We start from the raw sequence: 17,278 nt of genomic DNA on the forward strand, positions 1-17,278 counted from the left end.
CGGGGGGCGGCGACCGTCCCGAGCTCGGGATCGGCCGCCACGCGTCTCTAGGCGCCGGCCCTGGCGACGGCCTGAGCCTTCTGGAAGCTTTCCATGACCGCGGCGTAGTTGGGGGCCGCCAGGCCGTAGAGCTTGGCCAGTTCCGTGGCCTCCGGCCGCGCCCAGGTGCGATGCAGCTCGCTCAGCAGCGCATTGGTCGAGGTCGGCTTGACCCCGCCCTGGACGAAGCGCGCCAGGCTGGTGCGAGAAGCCATCTCGCTCGGATCGCCCGAGGCGTCGACCACCGCATAGACTTCGTAGCCGGCCGCGCGCGCGTCCAGCGCGGGGAACATCACGCACACGCTGGTCCAGACGCCCGCCATGATCAGGGTCCTGCGGCCGGTGGCCCTCACCTGGTCGACGAAATCCGCGTTGTCCCAGGCGTTCACCTCGCCCTTGCGCGGCACGTAGACCGCGTGGGGGGCAAGCTCGTGGATTTCGGGCATCAGCGGGCCGTTCGAACCAGCCGGCTCCGAGGCGGTCGTGATCACCGGAATGTTCAGCAGGGTGGCGAGCCGGGCGACCATCTCGACGTTTCGCCGAAGGTCGGCCACGGAGATGTCCTTCACCGTCTGGAACAGACCCGACTGGTGATCCAGCAGCAGGATCACCGCATCGGCGGGATCGAGCAGAGCCGCGCCGCCGCCCGTGGGCAGGACGCTCGTTTTCTGGTTCGGCGACGTCGTCATGGGATTTCCTTCGAATGGTCCGCCGGAACCGGCCTCCTTCAGGACGCCCCGGGCAAATCGACAATCCGTCGCCGCGTCGAGGCGAGCCAGTAAAGCCCGGTAAAATGCCGTACGGGCCTGATCTCTCGGCCGATTCGACGACACATTGCTTTTTGCAAAGGAGCCGTTCGGAGCGCTCCCAGCGCGCCAACACTCGCGCCTGCCGAACCTTGACGATGCTTTACCACGCCTAACACCACGACGACCTCCCTGGGGACTAATCCTGTCGACCGACGCCCGCCCCGGGCTCTGTCGCCCCCATGGAGAACACGATGAAGCGCGCCCTAGCTGGAATGATCGCGGCCATGACCGTCGTCGCGCCCGTCGGCGCGGCCGTCGCCGCCGAGAAGCCGGTGTCCATCGTCCTGGTCCACGGGGCCTTCGTCGACGCCTCAGGCTGGCGGCCGGTCTACGACCTGCTGTCGAACAAGGGCTTCGAGGTTCTCGTCGTCCAGAACCCGACCATCACGCTGGATGGCGACGCCGAGGCGACCCGGCAGGTCATCGCCCAGGCCAGGCATCCCGTCATACTGGTCGGCCACTCCTACGGCGGCGCGGTGATCACCCAGGTCGGCGCCGATCCCAAGGTCAGGAGCCTGGTCTATCTGGCCGCCTTCGCACCCGACGCGGGCGAATCCGTCCTGCAGTTGGCCAGCACGCCGGTGCCCGGAGCGCCTCCCGCGCCGCTACTGCCGCCCAAGGACGGCTTCATCCAGGTCGATCCAGGGAAGTTCCCCGCGGCCTTCGCCGCCGACGTCGATCCGGCGGCGACCCGCTTCATGGCGGTCTCGCAGGTCCCGTGGGGCCTGGGCGCGGTCGGCGGCAAGATCACCGCGCCGGCCTGGAAGGCCAAGCCCAGCTACTACCTGCTGGCCACCCAGGACCTGATGATCCCGCCCGCGGCGCAGCGCGCGATGGCGGTGCGCGCCAAGGCCACCCTGGCCGAAACGCCGAGCAGCCACGCCGTGATGCTCTCCCGGCCCGGCGAGGTCGCCGACTTCATCGCGATGGCGGCCGACGCGAGCAAGTAGTCGGCCCGCCGGACGATCTCGCCGCGCCACGGCGCGCGGCGTGTCCACCTTCCTCCCCAGAGATCCAAGGAGATATCGATGACCCGACTGTTCATGTCGGCGGCGCTGGCCGCCGTCGCCTTCGCCGCCGCGACCCTGACCGCCGCGCCCCCTGCCCTCGCCGCGCCGGCGCCGAGCGCGCCCGCCCGCCCGGCGCCCCCGGTCATTCACTACCGCACCGCCACCGTCGACGGCGTGAAGGTGTTCTACCGCGAGGCGGGTCCGGCGGACGGCCCGGTGGTGCTGCTGCTGCACGGCTTTCCGACCTCGTCGCACATGTTCCGCAACCTGATCCCGCTGCTGGCCGACAAGTACCGGGTCATCGCGCCCGACTACCCGGGCTATGGCCAGAGTGACGCACCGGATCACACGAAGTTTTCCTATACCTTCGCCAACCAGGCCGACATCGTCGACAAGCTGGTCACCCAGCTCGGCGCCAAGCGCTACACCATGTACGTCATGGATTACGGCGCCCCGATCGGCTACCGGCTGGCGCTGAAGCATCCCGAGCGCGTCAGCGGCCTGATCGTCCAGAACGGCAACGCCTATGACGAGGGCCTGCAATCGCCCTTCTGGGACCCGATCAAGGTCTACTGGAAGGACCGCTCGCAGAAGAACCGCGACGCCCTGAACGGCCTGGTCACCCTGGACATCACCAAGTTCCAGTACACCGACGGCATGGGCGACGTGGGCCGCATCAGCCCCGACAACTGGGTGCACGACCAGGCGCTGCTCGACCGTCCGGGTAACCGCGATGTCCAGCTGGACATGTTGGGCGACTACGGCTCCAACGTGCCGTTCTATCCCGACTTCCAGAAGTTCTTCCGCGATCGCCAGCCGCCGACGCTGATCGTCTGGGGCAAGAATGACAAGATCTTCCCGGAGGCCGGCGCCCATCCCTATCTGCGGGACCTGCCCAAGGCCGAGATCCACATCCTCGACAGCGGCCACTTCGCCCTGGAGGACCGTCTCGACGTGATGGCGCCGCTGATCCGCGACTTCCTCGACCGCAAGGTCGGGAAATAACGCCTCCTGCTGCTCGAAACGTCCGCGGCGCTCACGGCGTCGCGGACACCGCCTGCCTGCGCTGGGCGAACATGTCTTCGATCCAGGCCTCGTCCCGCGCCGTCAACTCGATGAACAGGACCCTGCGCAGCGCCGTAGCCGGCTCGCCGGCTACGGCCTCTCGCGGCAGGTCGATCACCGTCGAGCGCATGGTCTGGGCGAGCAGCGCGACGATATCCTGGAACTCCGGGGGCGCGGGAGGCGCGTCGCCGACCTCGCCCCCGGGAAGCTTCGACTGTCCCCCAGCGCCGACGGCGGCGCCTGCGCCGCTCGCCACGACGGGCGCGATGAACCGATAGCCCCGACCGTTCACGGTGGCGATGTATGTGGCGAAATCCGCATCATCATCGAGCGCGCGACGCAGGGCCGCGATGTGCACCTTCAGATTTCCCTCGACGACCGTCGTGCTGGGCCAGGCCTCTTCCAGCAGTTGGCGCTTGCTGAGCATTTCGCCGGGACGCCGGACAAAGGCCTCCAGCAGGTCGAGGGCCCTGCAGCCGATCCGAACGGGCTGGCCGTCCTTCAGCAGCAGCTGCCGACGGGGAATGAACAGATAGTCGCCGAAGGCAAAGGAAGGTGCGTTGGTCATCGGCGCGCGGCCTCGACCGGCGTATCCAGGCCATCCGCATCGCGCGACCGGCGGGCGATCCTCGAAAGTTTCGGCACGCTGCCCTCCTTTTGCTGACACCGTGACGCTAGCGCTCGCCGTCGTGGGCCTTCAATTCGTCGATGGTCGCGCGTCTATCTCCGCTGGACATGCCGCGCTCGACCTTGGTCTAGCCGGCGCCGGCGTCTTTGCGAGCCTCGTCCGGCGCAAGGCCCGCTGCGGCTGCGACTTCGCGAACCGCCCGCCAACAGGGCGCGCCTGAGGTCAGCCTCCGTCTGACGGCCTCCGTGCAGCTAGCCGAAGGTCGAGCCGGCTTCGACCTTGGTGAGATGGCAGCCGCGACGCCCGCGCGCTAGGTTGGGGTTGCGTCGGAGAGACAACACGAAGGACGTCCCGTGATCTCTCCGCACGTCATCTCATCGCCGAGCGAAGGTCAGGCCCTGGAACAACTTCAACGCGATATCGAGCGCCTGAGCCTTCTGCCGGAGGCCTGGAAGGGGCTCGACCCAACCTCCATCGCCGAAAGCGTGCTCGACACCCTGCTCGAGATGCTCGCTCTGGACTTCGTCGGCCTGCGCTTCAACGACACAACGCACGTCTTCCTGCGCGTCGCCCCGGCCTTCAACGCGAACTGCCCGGACGAAGAGATCCGCGAAGCGCTGGAAAGCTGGCCCGCCGGCGAGGCCTCCGCAATCATGCCCATGCTCGGCGGCGAGCGCGTGTCGACGATCCAATGCCCGCTTGGCCAGACCGCCGGGGTCGGCGTGATCCTGGCGGGCGCGCGCCGAGCGGGCTTTCCCGATCGGATTGAGCTTTCGAAGCTCAAGCTCGCCGCGGCGCAGGCGGGCCTGGCGTGCCGCGAGGTGCGCCAGCTCAGCGAACGCCAGCCGCCCGTCGACCCGCGCGACAAGCCCCTTTCCGCCGAGGCCCTGGCGCAGAGCGAGTGGCGGCTGCACCTGACCATCAACACTATCCCGGCCATGGCCTGGTCGACGACGCCGGACGGGCTGATCGACTTCTGCAACCAGACCTTCGTCGACTACGTCGGATGGACCGCCGAGGAGATCAGCGGCCAGGGCTTCTGGCCGATCTTCCATCCCGACGACACCGCCCACCTGCTGGCCGCCTGGCAGGAGATCATGGCCACCAAGCAGCCGCGCGACGTCGAAGGCCGCATGCGTCGAGCCGATGGCGAATACCGCTGGTTCGTCCTTCGCCAGAACCCGCTGTTCGACGCCGACGGCGACGTCATCAAGTGGTACGGAGCCGGGGCCGACATCGAGGATCGCAAGCGCGCCGAAACCGCGCTCGAGGAGGCGCGTGCCGCCCTGCTGGCCAGCGAGCAGAACCTCAACCTGATCATCAATTCGCTGCCGGTGCTGGTCTGGTCGGCCCGCCCCGACGGCAGCGCCGACTTCATCAACGACAGCTGGCGCGACTATGCCGGCGAGCCTGCCGACAAGATCCTGGAGTGGGGCTTCCTCGACCTCTACCACCCCGACGACGTGCCGGGCATGATGGAGATCTGGACACGGGACATCACCTATAACGACCAGACCGCCCTCAAGGGCCGGATCCGAGGTGCGGACGGCCAGTACCGCTGGTTCTACTTCGCGGGCCGCAAGCTGACGGACGCCAACGGCGTGGTCCGCTGGTTCGGATGCAATGTCGACATCGAGGACCTGCAGCGCGCCGAAGACGCGCTTCGGGCCAGCGAAGCGGCGCTGCGCGAAAGCCAGCGCACGCTGAGCCTGATGCTCGACACCATCCCCGGCATGGCCTGGTCGACAACCGCCGATGGCCAGGCCGACCAGTTCAACAAGAGCATGCTCGACTTCCTCGGCCGCCCGCTGGAGGAGTTGATCGGAACAGGCTTCCTGTCGCAATTCCACCCGGACGACGTCGAGCGCATGTTCGCCGAGTGGCAGGCGATGATGGCGTCGGGCGTCGGCGGCGATATCGAGGGTCGCTCGCGGCGCGCCGATGGCGAGTACCGCTGGCTGATCTGCCGTTGCAGCCCCTTGCGGAACGCAGCGGGCGAGATCATCCGCTGGTATGGCGTCAATCTGGACATCGAGGACCGCAAGCGCGCTGAGGCCGCCGTGCTCGCCAGCGAGCGTAACGTCAGCCTCATCCTCAATTCACTGCCAGTGCTGATCTGGTCGGCCAAGGCCGGTGGCAGCGCCGATTTCGTGAACCAGAGATATCTGGACTACGTCGGCCTGCCCGCCGAAACGATCCTGGATTTCGGCTTCGCCGACGTGATCCACCCTGACGATGTGGACGGCCTGCTGGAAGCCTGGCGCCTGGCCCAGGACAGGGACACCTCGCTCGCGCAGGCTCGGATCCGGCGCTTCGACGGCGAGTATCGCTGGTTCTACTTCGCCGGACAGAAGTTTCATGACGCGAACGGAACGGTGCGATGGTTTGGCGTCGATCTCGACATCGAGGAGCTCAAGCGGACCGAAGAGGCCCTCAAGGCCAGCGAGGCGGCGTTGCGGCAAAGCGAGCGATCGCTGAGCCTTACGATCAGCACCATCCCGGCGATGGTCTGGTCGACGAAGCCGGACGGCATGCTGGATTCGTGGAACCAGACATTCCTGGACTTCGCGGGCGTCGCCTTTGAAGAGGTCGAGGGCGATGGCTTCTATCGGCTTTTCCATCCCGATGACCTGGAGCGCCTGCGCTCGACCTGGAACGAGGTCGTCGGCTCGACGCGCCCCCAGGAGACGGAAGGCCGCATGAGGGGCCGCGACGGCGAATACAGATGGTTCGCCTTTCGCCAGCAACCTTTGCTGGACGGCGATGGCAGCGTTCTCAAATGGTACGGCATCGTCGTCGACATCGAGGACAGAAAGCGGGCGGAAGAGGCGCTGCGGGCCAGTGAGACGGCGCTTCGCGGCCAACAGCGCAGGCTGGAGCACATCATCAACGCCGTGCCAGGTCTCGTCTGGTCGGCGACCGCCGACGGCGCCGTCACGTTCCTCAGCCAGCAGTATCTGGACTATATCGGACTGGACGCGGAACTGGCCCTGGCCGGCGCGTGGGAAGACGCCCTCCATCCTGAAGACGCCGACGCGCTTCTGGCGGCGTGGGCCCGGGCCATTTCAGAGGGTCGTGCGACCGAACATGAAGCACGTTTGAGAAGGGCGGACGGCGGGTACCGCTGGATGCTGTTCCGCGCGAGCCCTTCCTACAACGAGGCCGGACAGGTCGTGGAATGGTTCGGCGTCAACATCGACATCGAGGACCGCAAGGACGCGCAGGATGCGTTCAAGGCCAGCGAAACGGCGCTGCGCGACAGCGAACGCCAGTTGCAGCAGATCGTCTCGTCCATCCCTGGCCTGACCTGGGCGTCCGACGCGCATGGCGCCACGACCTTCTGGAGCCAGCAGTATCTGGACTATGCCGGCGCCCGGCTCGAAGACGTGCTGGGCTTCGGTTTCGCCAATTACATCCATCCCGACGACCGCGGCCCCATCATCGAGATGTGGGAGCGGGTGATCGCTTCGGGACTGCCGGGCGAAGCCGAGCTGCGCCTTCTCCGTGCGGACGGAGCCTATCGCTGGTTCCTGATCCGGGCGTGCCCGTTCTTCGACGGCGACGGCAACCTCACCCAGTGGTTCGGCGTCAATGTGGACATTGAGAACCGCAAGCGCGCCGAGGAAGACCTGCGTCAAAGCCAGAACGAACTGGCGCACGCGACGCGCATGACGACCATGGGCGAGCTGGCCGTCTCGATCGCCCATGAAGTCAACCAGCCACTGATGGCGGTCGTCACCAACGCCGGCGCCTGCCTGCGCTGGCTGAATGGCGAAGAGCCGGATCTGGCCATGGCGCGGCAGGCCGCCGAACGCATCGTGCGCGACGGCCACCGGGCCGGCGACATTATTACCAGCCTGCGCAACCTGGCCCGCAAGTCCACGCCGCGCCAGGACCGGGTGCTACTAGACCGGGTGATCCCCGTGGTGCTCGAACTGCTGGAAGGCGAACTCAGGCGCCACCACATCGTCGCCAGAGCCGAGCTGGGCGATTGCAGGATCGCCATCCGGGGCGATGGCACCCAGTTGCAGCAGGTCGTCCTCAACCTCGTCATGAATGCGATCGAGGCGATGGCTAGCGCGACCACAGGCCAGCGCCGCCTCACGGTGAGCGCCGAAGTTCTCGACAGCGACGCCTTGGTGAGCGTCGCCGACACGGGGCCGGGGCTCGGGGCCGAAGATCCCGATCGGCTGTTCGAGGCCTTCTTCAGCACCAAGGCCGAAGGGATCGGCATGGGCCTTTCGATCTGTCGCTCGATCATCGAAGCCCACGGCGGCAGGATCTGGGCGTGCAACAACGAGACGCGCGGCGGGGTATTCAGCTTCACCCTGCCCTTGGCGGAAGGATACGGCGTTGATGTTTCCAAAGGCTAAGGGCGACGAGAACGAGCGCGTCGTCGCCGTCATCGACGACGACGAAAGCGTTCGCGAAGCCCTGCGCGGGCTTTTCCAGTCGGTGGGACTGGTGACCGAAATCTATGGCTCGGTGCAGGCGTTTCTCGATGCCGGCCGGCTTCGACGCGCGGGATGCATCGTCCTGGACATTCGGCTGCCCGGACGCAGCGGCCTGGAGTTCCAGGAGGCCTTGGCCAGAAGCGGCGTATCGCAGTCGGTGGTGCTCATCAGCGGCCACGTCGACGTCCAGATGGCGGTTCGCGCGATGAAGGCCGGCGCCGTCGACGTGCTCACCAAGCCGGTGCGCGAGCAGGACCTTCTGGAAGCGGTTAACCGGGCCCTGGCCGCCGACCAGAAACGCCGTGAGGACGCCAAGGGCGACGAGGCGCTCCGTGCGCGCTACCAGATCCTCTCCGAGCGCGAGCGTCAGGTCTTCGCCCTGGTCGCGGCCGGCCTTCTGAACAAGCAGATCGCCGAGCGCGTCGCCATAACCGAAGCGACGGTCAAGCTTCACCGCGGCCAGGTGATGAAGAAGATGGAAGCGGAGTCCCTGCCCGACCTGGTCCGCATGGCCGACCGGCTGGCCAAGGCCGAGACGGGACCGGAACTCTGAACCGGCAGCCTGGCCGGCGAGCATCGCCCCATCGCCGGCGGCCCGGCGTCAGGCCTCGTTGAGAAAGTCCCGCAGCAGAGCGACATACCGCGCCGGCTGCTCGTTCATCGTCAGGTGCGAGCACCCCGTCATCACCGCCAGCCTGGCCGGACCGGCGATCCCGTCGCGAAGGGTCTCGTGGCAGTCGAGGGTTATCTCGTCGAACTGGCCGGTGGTGATCAGGGTCTTCTGGGTGATCGCCTTGAGATCCTTGCGGCGATCCCAGTCCTTGATCTTGCCGATGATCGTGAACTCGTTGGGACCGTTGAGCACGCGATAGGCCGGCGACCTGGCCAGCGCCTCCAGGGTCGCCAGCACCTCGGGGCTGGGCGGCGCCCGCAGGACGAAGGCGTCGTAGAACCTCTGGACCAGTTCGGCGTATTCAGGCGCGCCGGTCTTACCCGCCTTCTCCAGGGCATGGATCTTCTCGCCCCAGCCGTCAGGCATGGTGGCGAACAGACGCTCGAAACCGGCCACCACCTGGGGAATGCTGGCCATGGCGCCGCTTAGGATCAGGCGATCCACGCCCTCGCCCCGCCCCTGGCACAGATACTCGACGGCGAGCAGCGCGCCCCAGGAATGGCCCAGCAGCGCGACCCGCTCCAGGCCCAACGCCGCCCGCACGGCGTCGACCTCCTCGACCGAGCGCTGGATCGAATAGACGCCGTCCTCTTCCGGCGCGTCCGCCCGGCCGCAGCCGAGCTGGTCGTAGAGGATCACCGGGCGTTCATCGGCCAGCGCCTGCAGCGGCAGCAGATAGCTGTGAGACGCGCCCGGCCCGCCATGCAGGGCGAGCAACGGCGTCTTGTCGCCGCTTCCGAACCGCCGCCAGTAGATCCTGCCGCCGGGAACCGCGGCATAGCCCTCCTCCGAGACGATGCCGGCGCCGGCCGGGCCGCCGCACCCCGCAACGCCGAACAGCGCGGCCAGCGACGCCGCGCCCTGCCAGGCTTCGCGGCGCGTCCATTCCATGTTCCTGCTCATGTCTGCTCCCTGGTCTGGATACGGCCCGGCCTAATGGCCCGAGACGAGCGCCGCGGTGCGGCGCGGCGGCGGCTGCAGGTCGCGATCGGTGATCTGGCGACGCCATTTCCCCGGAGCGCCACCCGTGAGGTTGGTGAAGGCGCGGGTGAAGTGCGCCTGGTCGGCGAAACCGCAAGCCAGCGCGATCTGGCCCAGGCTCATGGGACTGGTCACCATCAGTTGCTGGGCCCGCTCGATGCGCTTTTGCATGACGAACTTGGCGAACGGCGCGCCGAAGCTGCGGCGAAAGCACCGGGAGAAGTAGCTCGGGCTCAGGCGGACCTGCTCGGCCACGGCCTTGAGCGTGATCCGATCATCGAGCTGATGGTCGAGATACCTGCCTACGCGCTTTATCTGCCACGCCAGCAGCCCGCCGGCCGGGAACGGATCGCGCGGCATGAGCAGGCGCTCGGCGGCCGCCAGGCACAGGCGGGCCGCGCCCGGATCGTGTTCGAGGTGCTCTAGTCCTTCACGGACCAGGACGGTGATCGTCGCAAGGTCCGGCGGGCGCCCACCAAGCTGCTCCCGCACCACGGCCTGCACCGGCATGGGCTCGCGCATCCGCCTCACTCCCTCGACAATCTCATCGAGGAGTCTACGGCCTTGGGTCGCCGAGGCGGCATTAAGCGCGGTTAAGGCCGGTAGCTTTGCGCCACAGGGACAGTCCGCTACGGACCGCGAGCCGGCATCGTCGCCCCAGGCCCCATTGGCGGGGCCCGGGGGATCCAAATGATCAGGCGCCCAAAGGGTCGCCATCAGCCTCCGCCGGCGTCAAGCGTGTCCGAGGCTTCGGCTTGGCGTTCAGCAGCGACCCCGCGATCGCGATCCCCGCCAGACCGGCCAGGCTGGCGACATAGGCCAGCGCCGTCAGGAAACCGATCCAGTCTAGCTGCAAACGGGCGAACGCCTTGACCAGCAGCAGGGCCACGCTGCCGACATAACCGCTGGCGTCGGCGACGTAGATCAGGAAGCCGGCCGTGCCCACCGTCCCGGTGGCGGCGATCATCCGGTCGAACAGCATGCCGTTGAAAGGCGTGTAGGCCATGTAGAGCCCCGCCCCGCTGGCGGCCATCCAGCCGACCGGCCCCAGCAGCCCGGTCTGGTGCAGCAGCGTCGAGGCGCCCAGCAGCGCCAGTCCGCCGCCGATGAAGGCCAAGTTGAAGCCGACGGCGCGCCGATTGTCCCGGACACGGATCAGCGCCGCCATGCCGACCAGCACGACCACGGCGATCGGCAGTTCGGAGACGCTGAACATGGCCGCGGCGTCCTTGAAGCCCAGCTCGGCCCAGATCTCGGCCGAGAAGTTGTCGCGGAAGTCGCGCACCGCCGTCAGCAGCACGTAGACGGCGACCAGAACCGTCAGCACCGGTCCGTGCGCGGCCAGCAGGGCGGCGCGGTCGCGGGCCGACATCGGCGCGCGGCGCACCCGCTCGGCCTCGTCGGCGGCGTCCGGCGGCGGCATCTGGGCGAGCCCCGCGACGGCCACGAACAGCAGCGGCGCAAACAGCAGGCCCGTCAGGGCCGGCATCCAGCGCTCGTCGACGCCGAGCAACAGCAAGGTCTTGCCCGCCGACTTCACGACGCCCGAGGCCAGGATGAAGCTGGCGCAGAGCATGGCCCCGAGCGCCTCGGACAGGCGTCGCCCCTCCAGGAAGCCGAACACCAGCCCCCAGATCATGCCAAGGCCCAGACCGTTGGCGAACAGGGCCAGCGGCGCCAGCGCCGGCGGCAGGACGCCCAGCAGCACCAGGGCCAGCTCGGCCCCGCCGACCAGCGCCAGGATCATGACCGCCCTTCGCGCCGGCGGGGTCTCGGACACCACCTTGACCCCGATCACCTTCGAAAGCGCGTAACCGGCGACCTGGGCGATCACCAGGGCGATCTTGAAGTCGATGGCGAAGGGCCAGCCGGCGACGTCGCCCCAGTCGGCGGCGGCGAAAGGCTTGCGATAGGCGTACATCGAGAAGTAGGCGGCGAAGGCGGCAAGGCCCCCATAGGCCGCGAACGCCCAGGCCGGCGCGCGCGACAGCCAGCGGCCGACCGGCCCCTGCGCCGCGCCGCTCACCGGGGCGCCTCGCCGGCCGCGATGCGGGCCTCGATGTCGGACAGCACGCCGGGCAGGTCGGCTACGCTCTCGATCACGTAGTGCGCGCCGGCCTGGCGGAGGGCGGCGGCCGAGGCCTCGATGCGGGCGGCGCGCTCGGCGGCGGGCAGCGCGGCCAGGTCTTCGGCGCTCAGGCCGACGCCGTTGCCCGAGGCCGACAGGCCGACGGTCCAGGCGCCGACCTTGAGGCCCTCGCCGATCCCGACCACCGCGTCGTCGACCTTGACGCAGGCCCGCGCCGGCCAGGCGCCCAGCTCGACCAGGGCCTTCCACATCATCAGCGGCGAAGGTCGCCCCGCGGCCGTCTCGCCGGCGCAGACCACGACCTGTGGCGCATAGCCCTGCCCCGCCGCCAGCGGCAGGATGTCGGCCATCATCGGCCGGGTGTAGCCGGTGGTGGAGCCGATCCGCACGCCGCGCGCCGCGAGATCGGCGGCGACCTCCGCGGCGCCTGGGATCAGGGCGGCGCAGGTCCGGGCGGCCTCGCGCATGCGAGGCTCCACCGCGTCGTGCAGGCGATCGACGTCGGCCTCGGTCGAGGCCGCGCCATGACGCTCTCGCCACAGGTCGGCGATGCGCGGCATGGCCAGCAGCGCCCGCACGTGATCCCGCTTGGCCTTGCCCATGTCCGCCCGCGCCTCGGCTTCGGAGATCTCGACCCCCGCCTGGCCGAACACATCGCGCAGAGCCACGACAGGCGCGCGACAGCCGAAGTCGATCATGGTGCCGGCCCAGTCGAAGACGACGGCCTGGATAAGAGACTGGCTCATGCGGCGGCTCCTTGCTGGGGCAGGTCGTAGAGGCCGGCGATCACCTCTTCGGCGAGGCCGAAGGCGGTGGAGGCGCCGGTGCCGCTGGTCACGGTCACCAGGCGCACGCGCGGCATGGGGGCCTCGACCAGGCTGTGGCCCGACGCCGAGGCGTAGGTGCCCGTCCAGCGCTCGAGCACCGCCGGCGGCGCCTGGCCGAATACCTTGGCGAACTCGTCGAGGATCAGGGCGTCGACGTCGTCGCGGGCGAAGGGATCGGGCGTGGCGGCGTAGTGATGACTGTCGCCGACCACCAGCGAGCCGTCGGCGCTCTGCACCACGATCAGGTGGACGCCGTGCTCGAGATGCTGGGCCTGCTCGGCCTCCAGCCGCGCCCGCAAGGCGGCCGCTTCGGGCAGGTCGGCATAGCCGAGATAGCGAACGAGACCGAGGTCGGACATCACCGGCGCCGGCAGGCGCCAGCCCGGATCGGCCAGGCGCAGCATCTGCAGTTTGCAGCGGGTGACCTCGGCCTTGGCGAAATGGTCGGGGAACAGGGTGACGAGGTCGTCACCCGGACAGACGACGATGCTGTCGGCCCGCACGGTTCCGGCCGAGGTCTCCAGCCGCCCCGTCTCGACCCCGCGGACCGCCGCGCCGCGCAGGAAGGTGACGCCTTGCGCGGCTTCCAGCCAGGCGGCCAGGCGGGGAATGGCGGTACGGGACTCCACCCGCAGGTCCACCGAACTGGTCAGCGCCCCTTGCGCCTCGCCGCCGCCGGGCAGCAGGCCGGCCAGGTCGCCGGCCTCGCGCCAGGCGCAGCCCTCGGCCATCTCTGTCTCGAGAAAGGCTTCCAGAACGGCCCGGGCTTCCGGACGGCGGGCGATCATCGTCAGGCCGCGCTGCAGCACCTCGATCCCGGCGGGACCTGCGACCTCGTCCCAGACCTGGGCCGAGCGGCGCGCCCGTCGCCAGACCGCGCCGCGCGCCTGACCCGTGACCGTCACGAAGCCGAAATTGCGCACCGAGGCGCCGTTGGCCTGGGCGTCGCGGTCGACGACCACCACCCGCTTGCCGAGCCGGGCGGCCGCCAGGGCGTGGGCCAGGCCCACGACGCCCGCGCCGACCACGGCCAGATCGAATTGCTGTTCCAAGTTGGTCATTCCGAAAGTCAGGGAAAGGACGGCCGCGCGGGCGGCGAGGATCGATGCGGCCCGCGCGGCCTCAGGCGACCTAGAAGCTGAAGTTCAGGCCGACCGAGACGGTGCGCGGCGCGCCGCGCGTGTAGCGCTGGGTGAATTCGTCCAGCATGCCGCCGATGTATTTCTCGCCCAGCAGGTTGGTGACGTTGAGCTGCAGGTCGACGGCGCGGCCGTTCTCCAGCGGCAGGCGGTAACCCGCCGACAGGTCGACGATCGTGTAGGCCGGCAGGTAGAGGCTGGGCGTGTTGGGCGCGTCGCCGGCGGTCTTGCCGGTGTACTTGCCGCGCAGGCCGGCCCGGAAGTTGTCGCGGCTGTAGTCCAGGCCCAGCGACACCAGGGTCGAAGGCGCGCCGGGCACGTCATTGCCCTTGGCCACCGGCTTGACCGCGCCGGCGTTGGCCGTGCCGCCGGTGAAGCCCTCCTGGTAGACGGAGTCGTTCAGCGTCAGCGCCGCGCTGGCCGTGAAAGCGTCGGACAGCTCGTAGACCAGGCTGGCCTCGACGCCCTTGCTCTCGATGCCCTTGCCGGTATTGGCGTAGGCGCCCGAGGTGCCGGCCGTGTAGTTGATGCCGCCGTTGCTGCCGGTCGGCCCGCCGGTGATGAAGTCGGCCGAGTAGAAGGTGATCGCGTTCTTGTAGTCGATGTAATAGGCCGTCACCTGGGCCGAGAAACGGGGGCCGTGGAAACGCAGACCCGCCTCGAAGTCGTCGGCGACCGAGGACTTCAGCTTGCTGGTGTCGGTCTGGGTCTTCTCCAGCGCCCAGTCGCCCACCGCGCCGTAGTTCTGCGAGAAGCCGGCGAAGGCTTCCAGGCCGGGGTTGACCCGATAGAGCGCGCCCAGGCTGAACAGCACGTCGGAGTCGGCGTTCAGCGCGGTCTTCAGCGGCGCGGTCGACTTGCCGTAGGCGTCCCAGCCCTCGGTCTGGCCTTCGATGTCGATCAGGTACTTCTGGATTCCGCCCGTCAGGGTCAGGTCGCCCAGGGTCCAGGTATCTTCCGCGTACAGCTTCCACTGGTCGGTGGTGAAGTGCTGCATGAAGTCGATCAGCTGCGGCGCCTTATAGTAGTCAGGGCCCTTGCGGACATCGACGATCTGCCGCCAGGCGCGGCCGAAGTCGCGGTCGAGCTTCTCGTACCAGACGCCCGCCTCGATCTTGTGCTGGCCGAAGGCGAACTTGCCCTTCGAGGTGAAGCCGTAGCGGTCGTGGCCATAGAGGCTGGTGCGGTAGGTCTGCAGCGGCGTGCACGAAGCCGAGACCGCGCCGCCGGCGCCGTAGCACAGTGACGAGGAGATCCGGGTCCCGTCGACGTCGGTGTAGTCGACGCCCTGGACGACCGCCCGCTGGCCGCCCGAGGCGTCGGTCCAGCCATAATAGGCGCGCTTGCGGCTGGAGCCCGGGGCCGTGCCGCCGGCGATGGTGCGCACGCCGTTGGGGTCGATGGCGATCTGCTGGTACGGCGGGGCCCAGTCCCCCTGCCCTTTCTGGTGATGGTAGTAGGGCGCGACCTCGAACTGGATCGCGTCGCTGAAGGCGTAGTCGAACTTGACGTAGGCCAGGGTGTTCTTGCGGTGCGCCGACCAGGCATGGGCCCAGTTCTCGTTCACGCCGGCCGGCGTGCTGGTCCAGTTGGGCACGGAGGCGTCACCGGCCGTCGTGCCGTCGAGGAACGACCGCGAGGCCTCGATCAGCGGGTCGTCGACGGCGTCGTCATAGGAGGCCCGCGCGGTGATGGTCAGCTTGCCCAGCTCGGTGACTGACTTGGCTTCCGCGTGCCACTCGTCGAAGCCGCTGCCGTCGCTGCAGCCATAGACCCAGCGGCAGGCGGTAAAGCGGGCCAGGCCCACATAGGCGCGGGTGGTGTCGCCCAGCACGCGGCCGGTGTCGTAGACTCCGGCGTAGCGGCGGGCCTCGTTGTCGCCCAGGGTGACCGAGATCAGGCCGCCGGCCTCTTCCTTGGGATCGCGGGTAACATAGGCGATGGTGCCGCCCAGGGCCGAGGCCGAGGCCGAACCGACGCTGGTCGTGCCCTGGTCGATCTGGATGCGCGCGACGTTCTCGCTCATCAGGTACTTCTGGGCCGGCGCGCCGCCCAGATAGTACGAGGCGTTGTAGGCCGGCATGTCGTCGATGGTCTGGCCGATCTTCGACGAGCGCAGGTTGACGTCGAAGCCGCGGATGTTGACGCCGTAGGTCCAGGGATCGGCGTTGAAGGCGTCGGAGCCGCGGATGGCCACGCCCGGCACGTCCTGGATGGCGTTGATGATGTTCATGGCCGCCGGCTGGGCGGCGATGGCGTCAGCGGTGACGATGGCGTTGCCGCGGGCCACCGGCGCGGCGGTAACCACCACGGTGTCGACAGTGTCGACCGCATCGGCGGCGGGCTCTTCGGCCGCCCAAGCCTGGCCGGCGGTCAGCGCGATCGCGGCCGCGCCGCAGCTCAGCAGCGTCCTGAACTGGATCTTCATCGGTGTCCCCTGGTCTCCGGTGAGCGGGGACGTCCTGCCGTCCCGGCGGCCGCTTCATGGGGCGCCGGGCGGCGGCGAGGCCAAGCGTTTGGTTGGATGGGGGGCATAGGTCGCGCCTATGCCCGCCGTTCGTGACGTTTCGAACCGTCGCGCCGTCGTCACATCCCGCGCCTATGGAAACCCTCCGCCATGGCCGCCAACTACCAGCATCTGCGCGCCTTCCACGCGATCGCGCTCGAAGGCAGCGTCACCCAGGCCGCACGCCGCCTGAACGTCGCCCAGCCCACGCTTTCCCAACAGCTGAAGGCCCTGGAAGAACGCCATGGCGTGGGCCTGTTCGAAAGCCGCCGCTCGCCGCTGAAGCTGACCAGCGCGGGCCGCGATCTCTTCGCCCTGACCGAGCGGCTGTTCTCGGCCGCCGCCGATGTCGACGACATGCTGGGCGAAGCGGTCAGCCTGAACGGCGGATCCTTGCGCATCGGCGGCGACTGTCCGCCCCAGGTGGCCCGGGTGGTGGCGCGCTTTCGCGCCCGCAATCCCGGCGCCCACGTGCAGGTGCGCATGGGCAACGCCCGCGAGACGATCCGCTGGCTCAGCGCGGCCGAGATCGACGTGGCCATCGCCAGCGACCCGCCCGCCGACGGCCAGTTCATCTATGACCCGCTCTACACCGATCATCTCGCCGTCGCCCTGCCGGTCGGCCATCCGCTGGCTGCGCTGGAGACGACGCCGATCCAGAGCCTGGCCGGCGAGACCCTGCTGATCCGCGAGCCCCAGTCCAAGACCCGCGCCTTCACCGAGCAGGCCCTGGGCGCCGCCGAGGTCGAGGTGTGCGAGACACTCGAGTTGCAGAGCCGGGAAACCATCCGCGAAGCCGTGGCCCTGGGCCTGGGCGTCAGCGTCTTCTTCTCCTCGGAGTGCCCGCCCGACCCCCGCATCGCCTACCGCACGCTTTCGGGACAGGTCCGCGAGCAGCCGCTGCGCGGTTATCTGGTCTGCCAGCAGGATCGCCGACGCAGCGCACTCATTCGAGCCCTGCGCGCCATAGCCAGCGAACTCTCGGATGCAGGCGTCGGCTAGCGCCCCCTACTGATGAAGAGGTCCGGCGCACGCCTGGATGCGCATGCATCTATGGA

The 17,278-nt window shown here is 68.8% G+C and carries 13 protein-coding genes; 5 read left to right on the forward strand and 8 right to left on the reverse strand.

Annotated features, from left to right (window positions below; genetic code table 11):
• Positions 1-47 precede the first annotated feature (47 nt).
• Positions 48-728, reverse strand: coding sequence for an isochorismatase family protein (locus tag P7A99_RS04150; protein WP_277792678.1), 681 nt, complete (start codon positions 726-728; stop codon positions 48-50).
• A gap of 311 nt (positions 729-1,039) precedes the next feature.
• On the opposite strand from P7A99_RS04150, the gene P7A99_RS04155 reads away from it, so the two are divergent.
• Both P7A99_RS04155 and P7A99_RS04160 read left to right on the forward strand, forming a co-directional pair.
• Complete coding sequence (locus tag P7A99_RS04155; RefSeq protein WP_277792679.1) at positions 1,040-1,798, forward strand: alpha/beta fold hydrolase; 759 nt, start codon at positions 1,040-1,042, stop codon at positions 1,796-1,798.
• 78 nt (positions 1,799-1,876) lie between these two features.
• Positions 1,877-2,863: an alpha/beta fold hydrolase gene (locus P7A99_RS04160; protein ID WP_277792680.1), complete on the forward strand. Its 987-nt coding sequence runs from the start codon at positions 1,877-1,879 to the stop codon at positions 2,861-2,863.
• 31 nt (positions 2,864-2,894) lie between these two features.
• Here P7A99_RS04160 and P7A99_RS04165 read toward each other — a convergent pair whose 3' ends face one another.
• Positions 2,895-3,491, reverse strand: coding sequence for a winged helix-turn-helix domain-containing protein (locus tag P7A99_RS04165; RefSeq protein WP_277792681.1), 597 nt, complete (start codon positions 3,489-3,491; stop codon positions 2,895-2,897).
• Positions 3,492-3,904: 413 nt separating this feature from the next.
• Here P7A99_RS04165 and P7A99_RS04170 point away from each other — a divergent pair, with 413 nt between their 5' ends.
• The gene (locus P7A99_RS04170; protein WP_277792682.1) at positions 3,905-7,924 is read left to right on the forward strand and encodes a PAS domain-containing sensor histidine kinase; all 4,020 of its coding nucleotides are present in this window, start codon (positions 3,905-3,907) and stop codon (positions 7,922-7,924) included.
• Positions 7,908-8,558 carry a response regulator transcription factor gene (locus P7A99_RS04175; protein WP_277792683.1) on the forward strand — a complete coding sequence of 217 codons (651 nt, stop codon included), beginning with the start codon at positions 7,908-7,910 and terminating at the stop codon, positions 8,556-8,558. Before P7A99_RS04170 ends, P7A99_RS04175 begins: the two co-directional genes overlap by 17 nt.
• A 48-nt stretch (positions 8,559-8,606) precedes the next feature.
• Here the strand turns inward: P7A99_RS04175 and P7A99_RS04180 are convergent, their stop codons facing one another.
• The 6 genes from P7A99_RS04180 to P7A99_RS04205 form a co-directional block, all read right to left on the reverse strand.
• A complete protein-coding gene (locus P7A99_RS04180) occupies positions 8,607-9,581 on the reverse strand; it encodes a proline iminopeptidase-family hydrolase (protein ID WP_277792684.1) in 975 nt (324 codons plus the stop codon).
• 30 nt (positions 9,582-9,611) lie between these two features.
• Positions 9,612-10,181: a helix-turn-helix transcriptional regulator gene (locus tag P7A99_RS04185; RefSeq protein ID WP_277792685.1), complete on the reverse strand. Its 570-nt coding sequence runs from the start codon at positions 10,179-10,181 to the stop codon at positions 9,612-9,614.
• 172 nt (positions 10,182-10,353) lie between these two features.
• Complete coding sequence (locus tag P7A99_RS04190) at positions 10,354-11,685, reverse strand: DUF5690 family protein (protein ID WP_277792686.1); 1,332 nt, start codon at positions 11,683-11,685, stop codon at positions 10,354-10,356.
• The gene (gene phnX, locus P7A99_RS04195) at positions 11,682-12,494 is read right to left on the reverse strand and encodes a phosphonoacetaldehyde hydrolase (protein ID WP_277792687.1); all 813 of its coding nucleotides are present in this window, start codon (positions 12,492-12,494) and stop codon (positions 11,682-11,684) included. Before phnX ends, P7A99_RS04190 begins: the two co-directional genes overlap by 4 nt.
• A complete protein-coding gene (locus P7A99_RS04200; RefSeq protein WP_277792688.1) occupies positions 12,491-13,636 on the reverse strand; it encodes a TIGR03364 family FAD-dependent oxidoreductase in 1,146 nt (381 codons plus the stop codon). Before P7A99_RS04200 ends, phnX begins: the two co-directional genes overlap by 4 nt.
• Before the next feature lie 70 nt (positions 13,637-13,706).
• Positions 13,707-16,142 (reverse strand): TonB-dependent receptor domain-containing protein, encoded by a 2,436-nt coding sequence (locus tag P7A99_RS04205; RefSeq protein WP_277792689.1) that lies wholly within the window; start codon positions 16,140-16,142, stop codon positions 13,707-13,709.
• Positions 16,143-16,331: 189 nt separating this feature from the next.
• Here P7A99_RS04205 and P7A99_RS04210 point away from each other — a divergent pair, with 189 nt between their 5' ends.
• Positions 16,332-17,222, forward strand: a complete 891-nt coding sequence (locus tag P7A99_RS04210; protein WP_277792690.1) for a LysR substrate-binding domain-containing protein — start codon at positions 16,332-16,334, stop codon at positions 17,220-17,222.
• The last annotated feature ends 56 nt before the right edge of the window (positions 17,223-17,278 follow it).

Source organism: Caulobacter endophyticus, from assembly GCF_029543245.1.
Taxonomy (GTDB): Bacteria; Pseudomonadota; Alphaproteobacteria; order Caulobacterales; family Caulobacteraceae; genus Caulobacter; species Caulobacter endophyticus_A.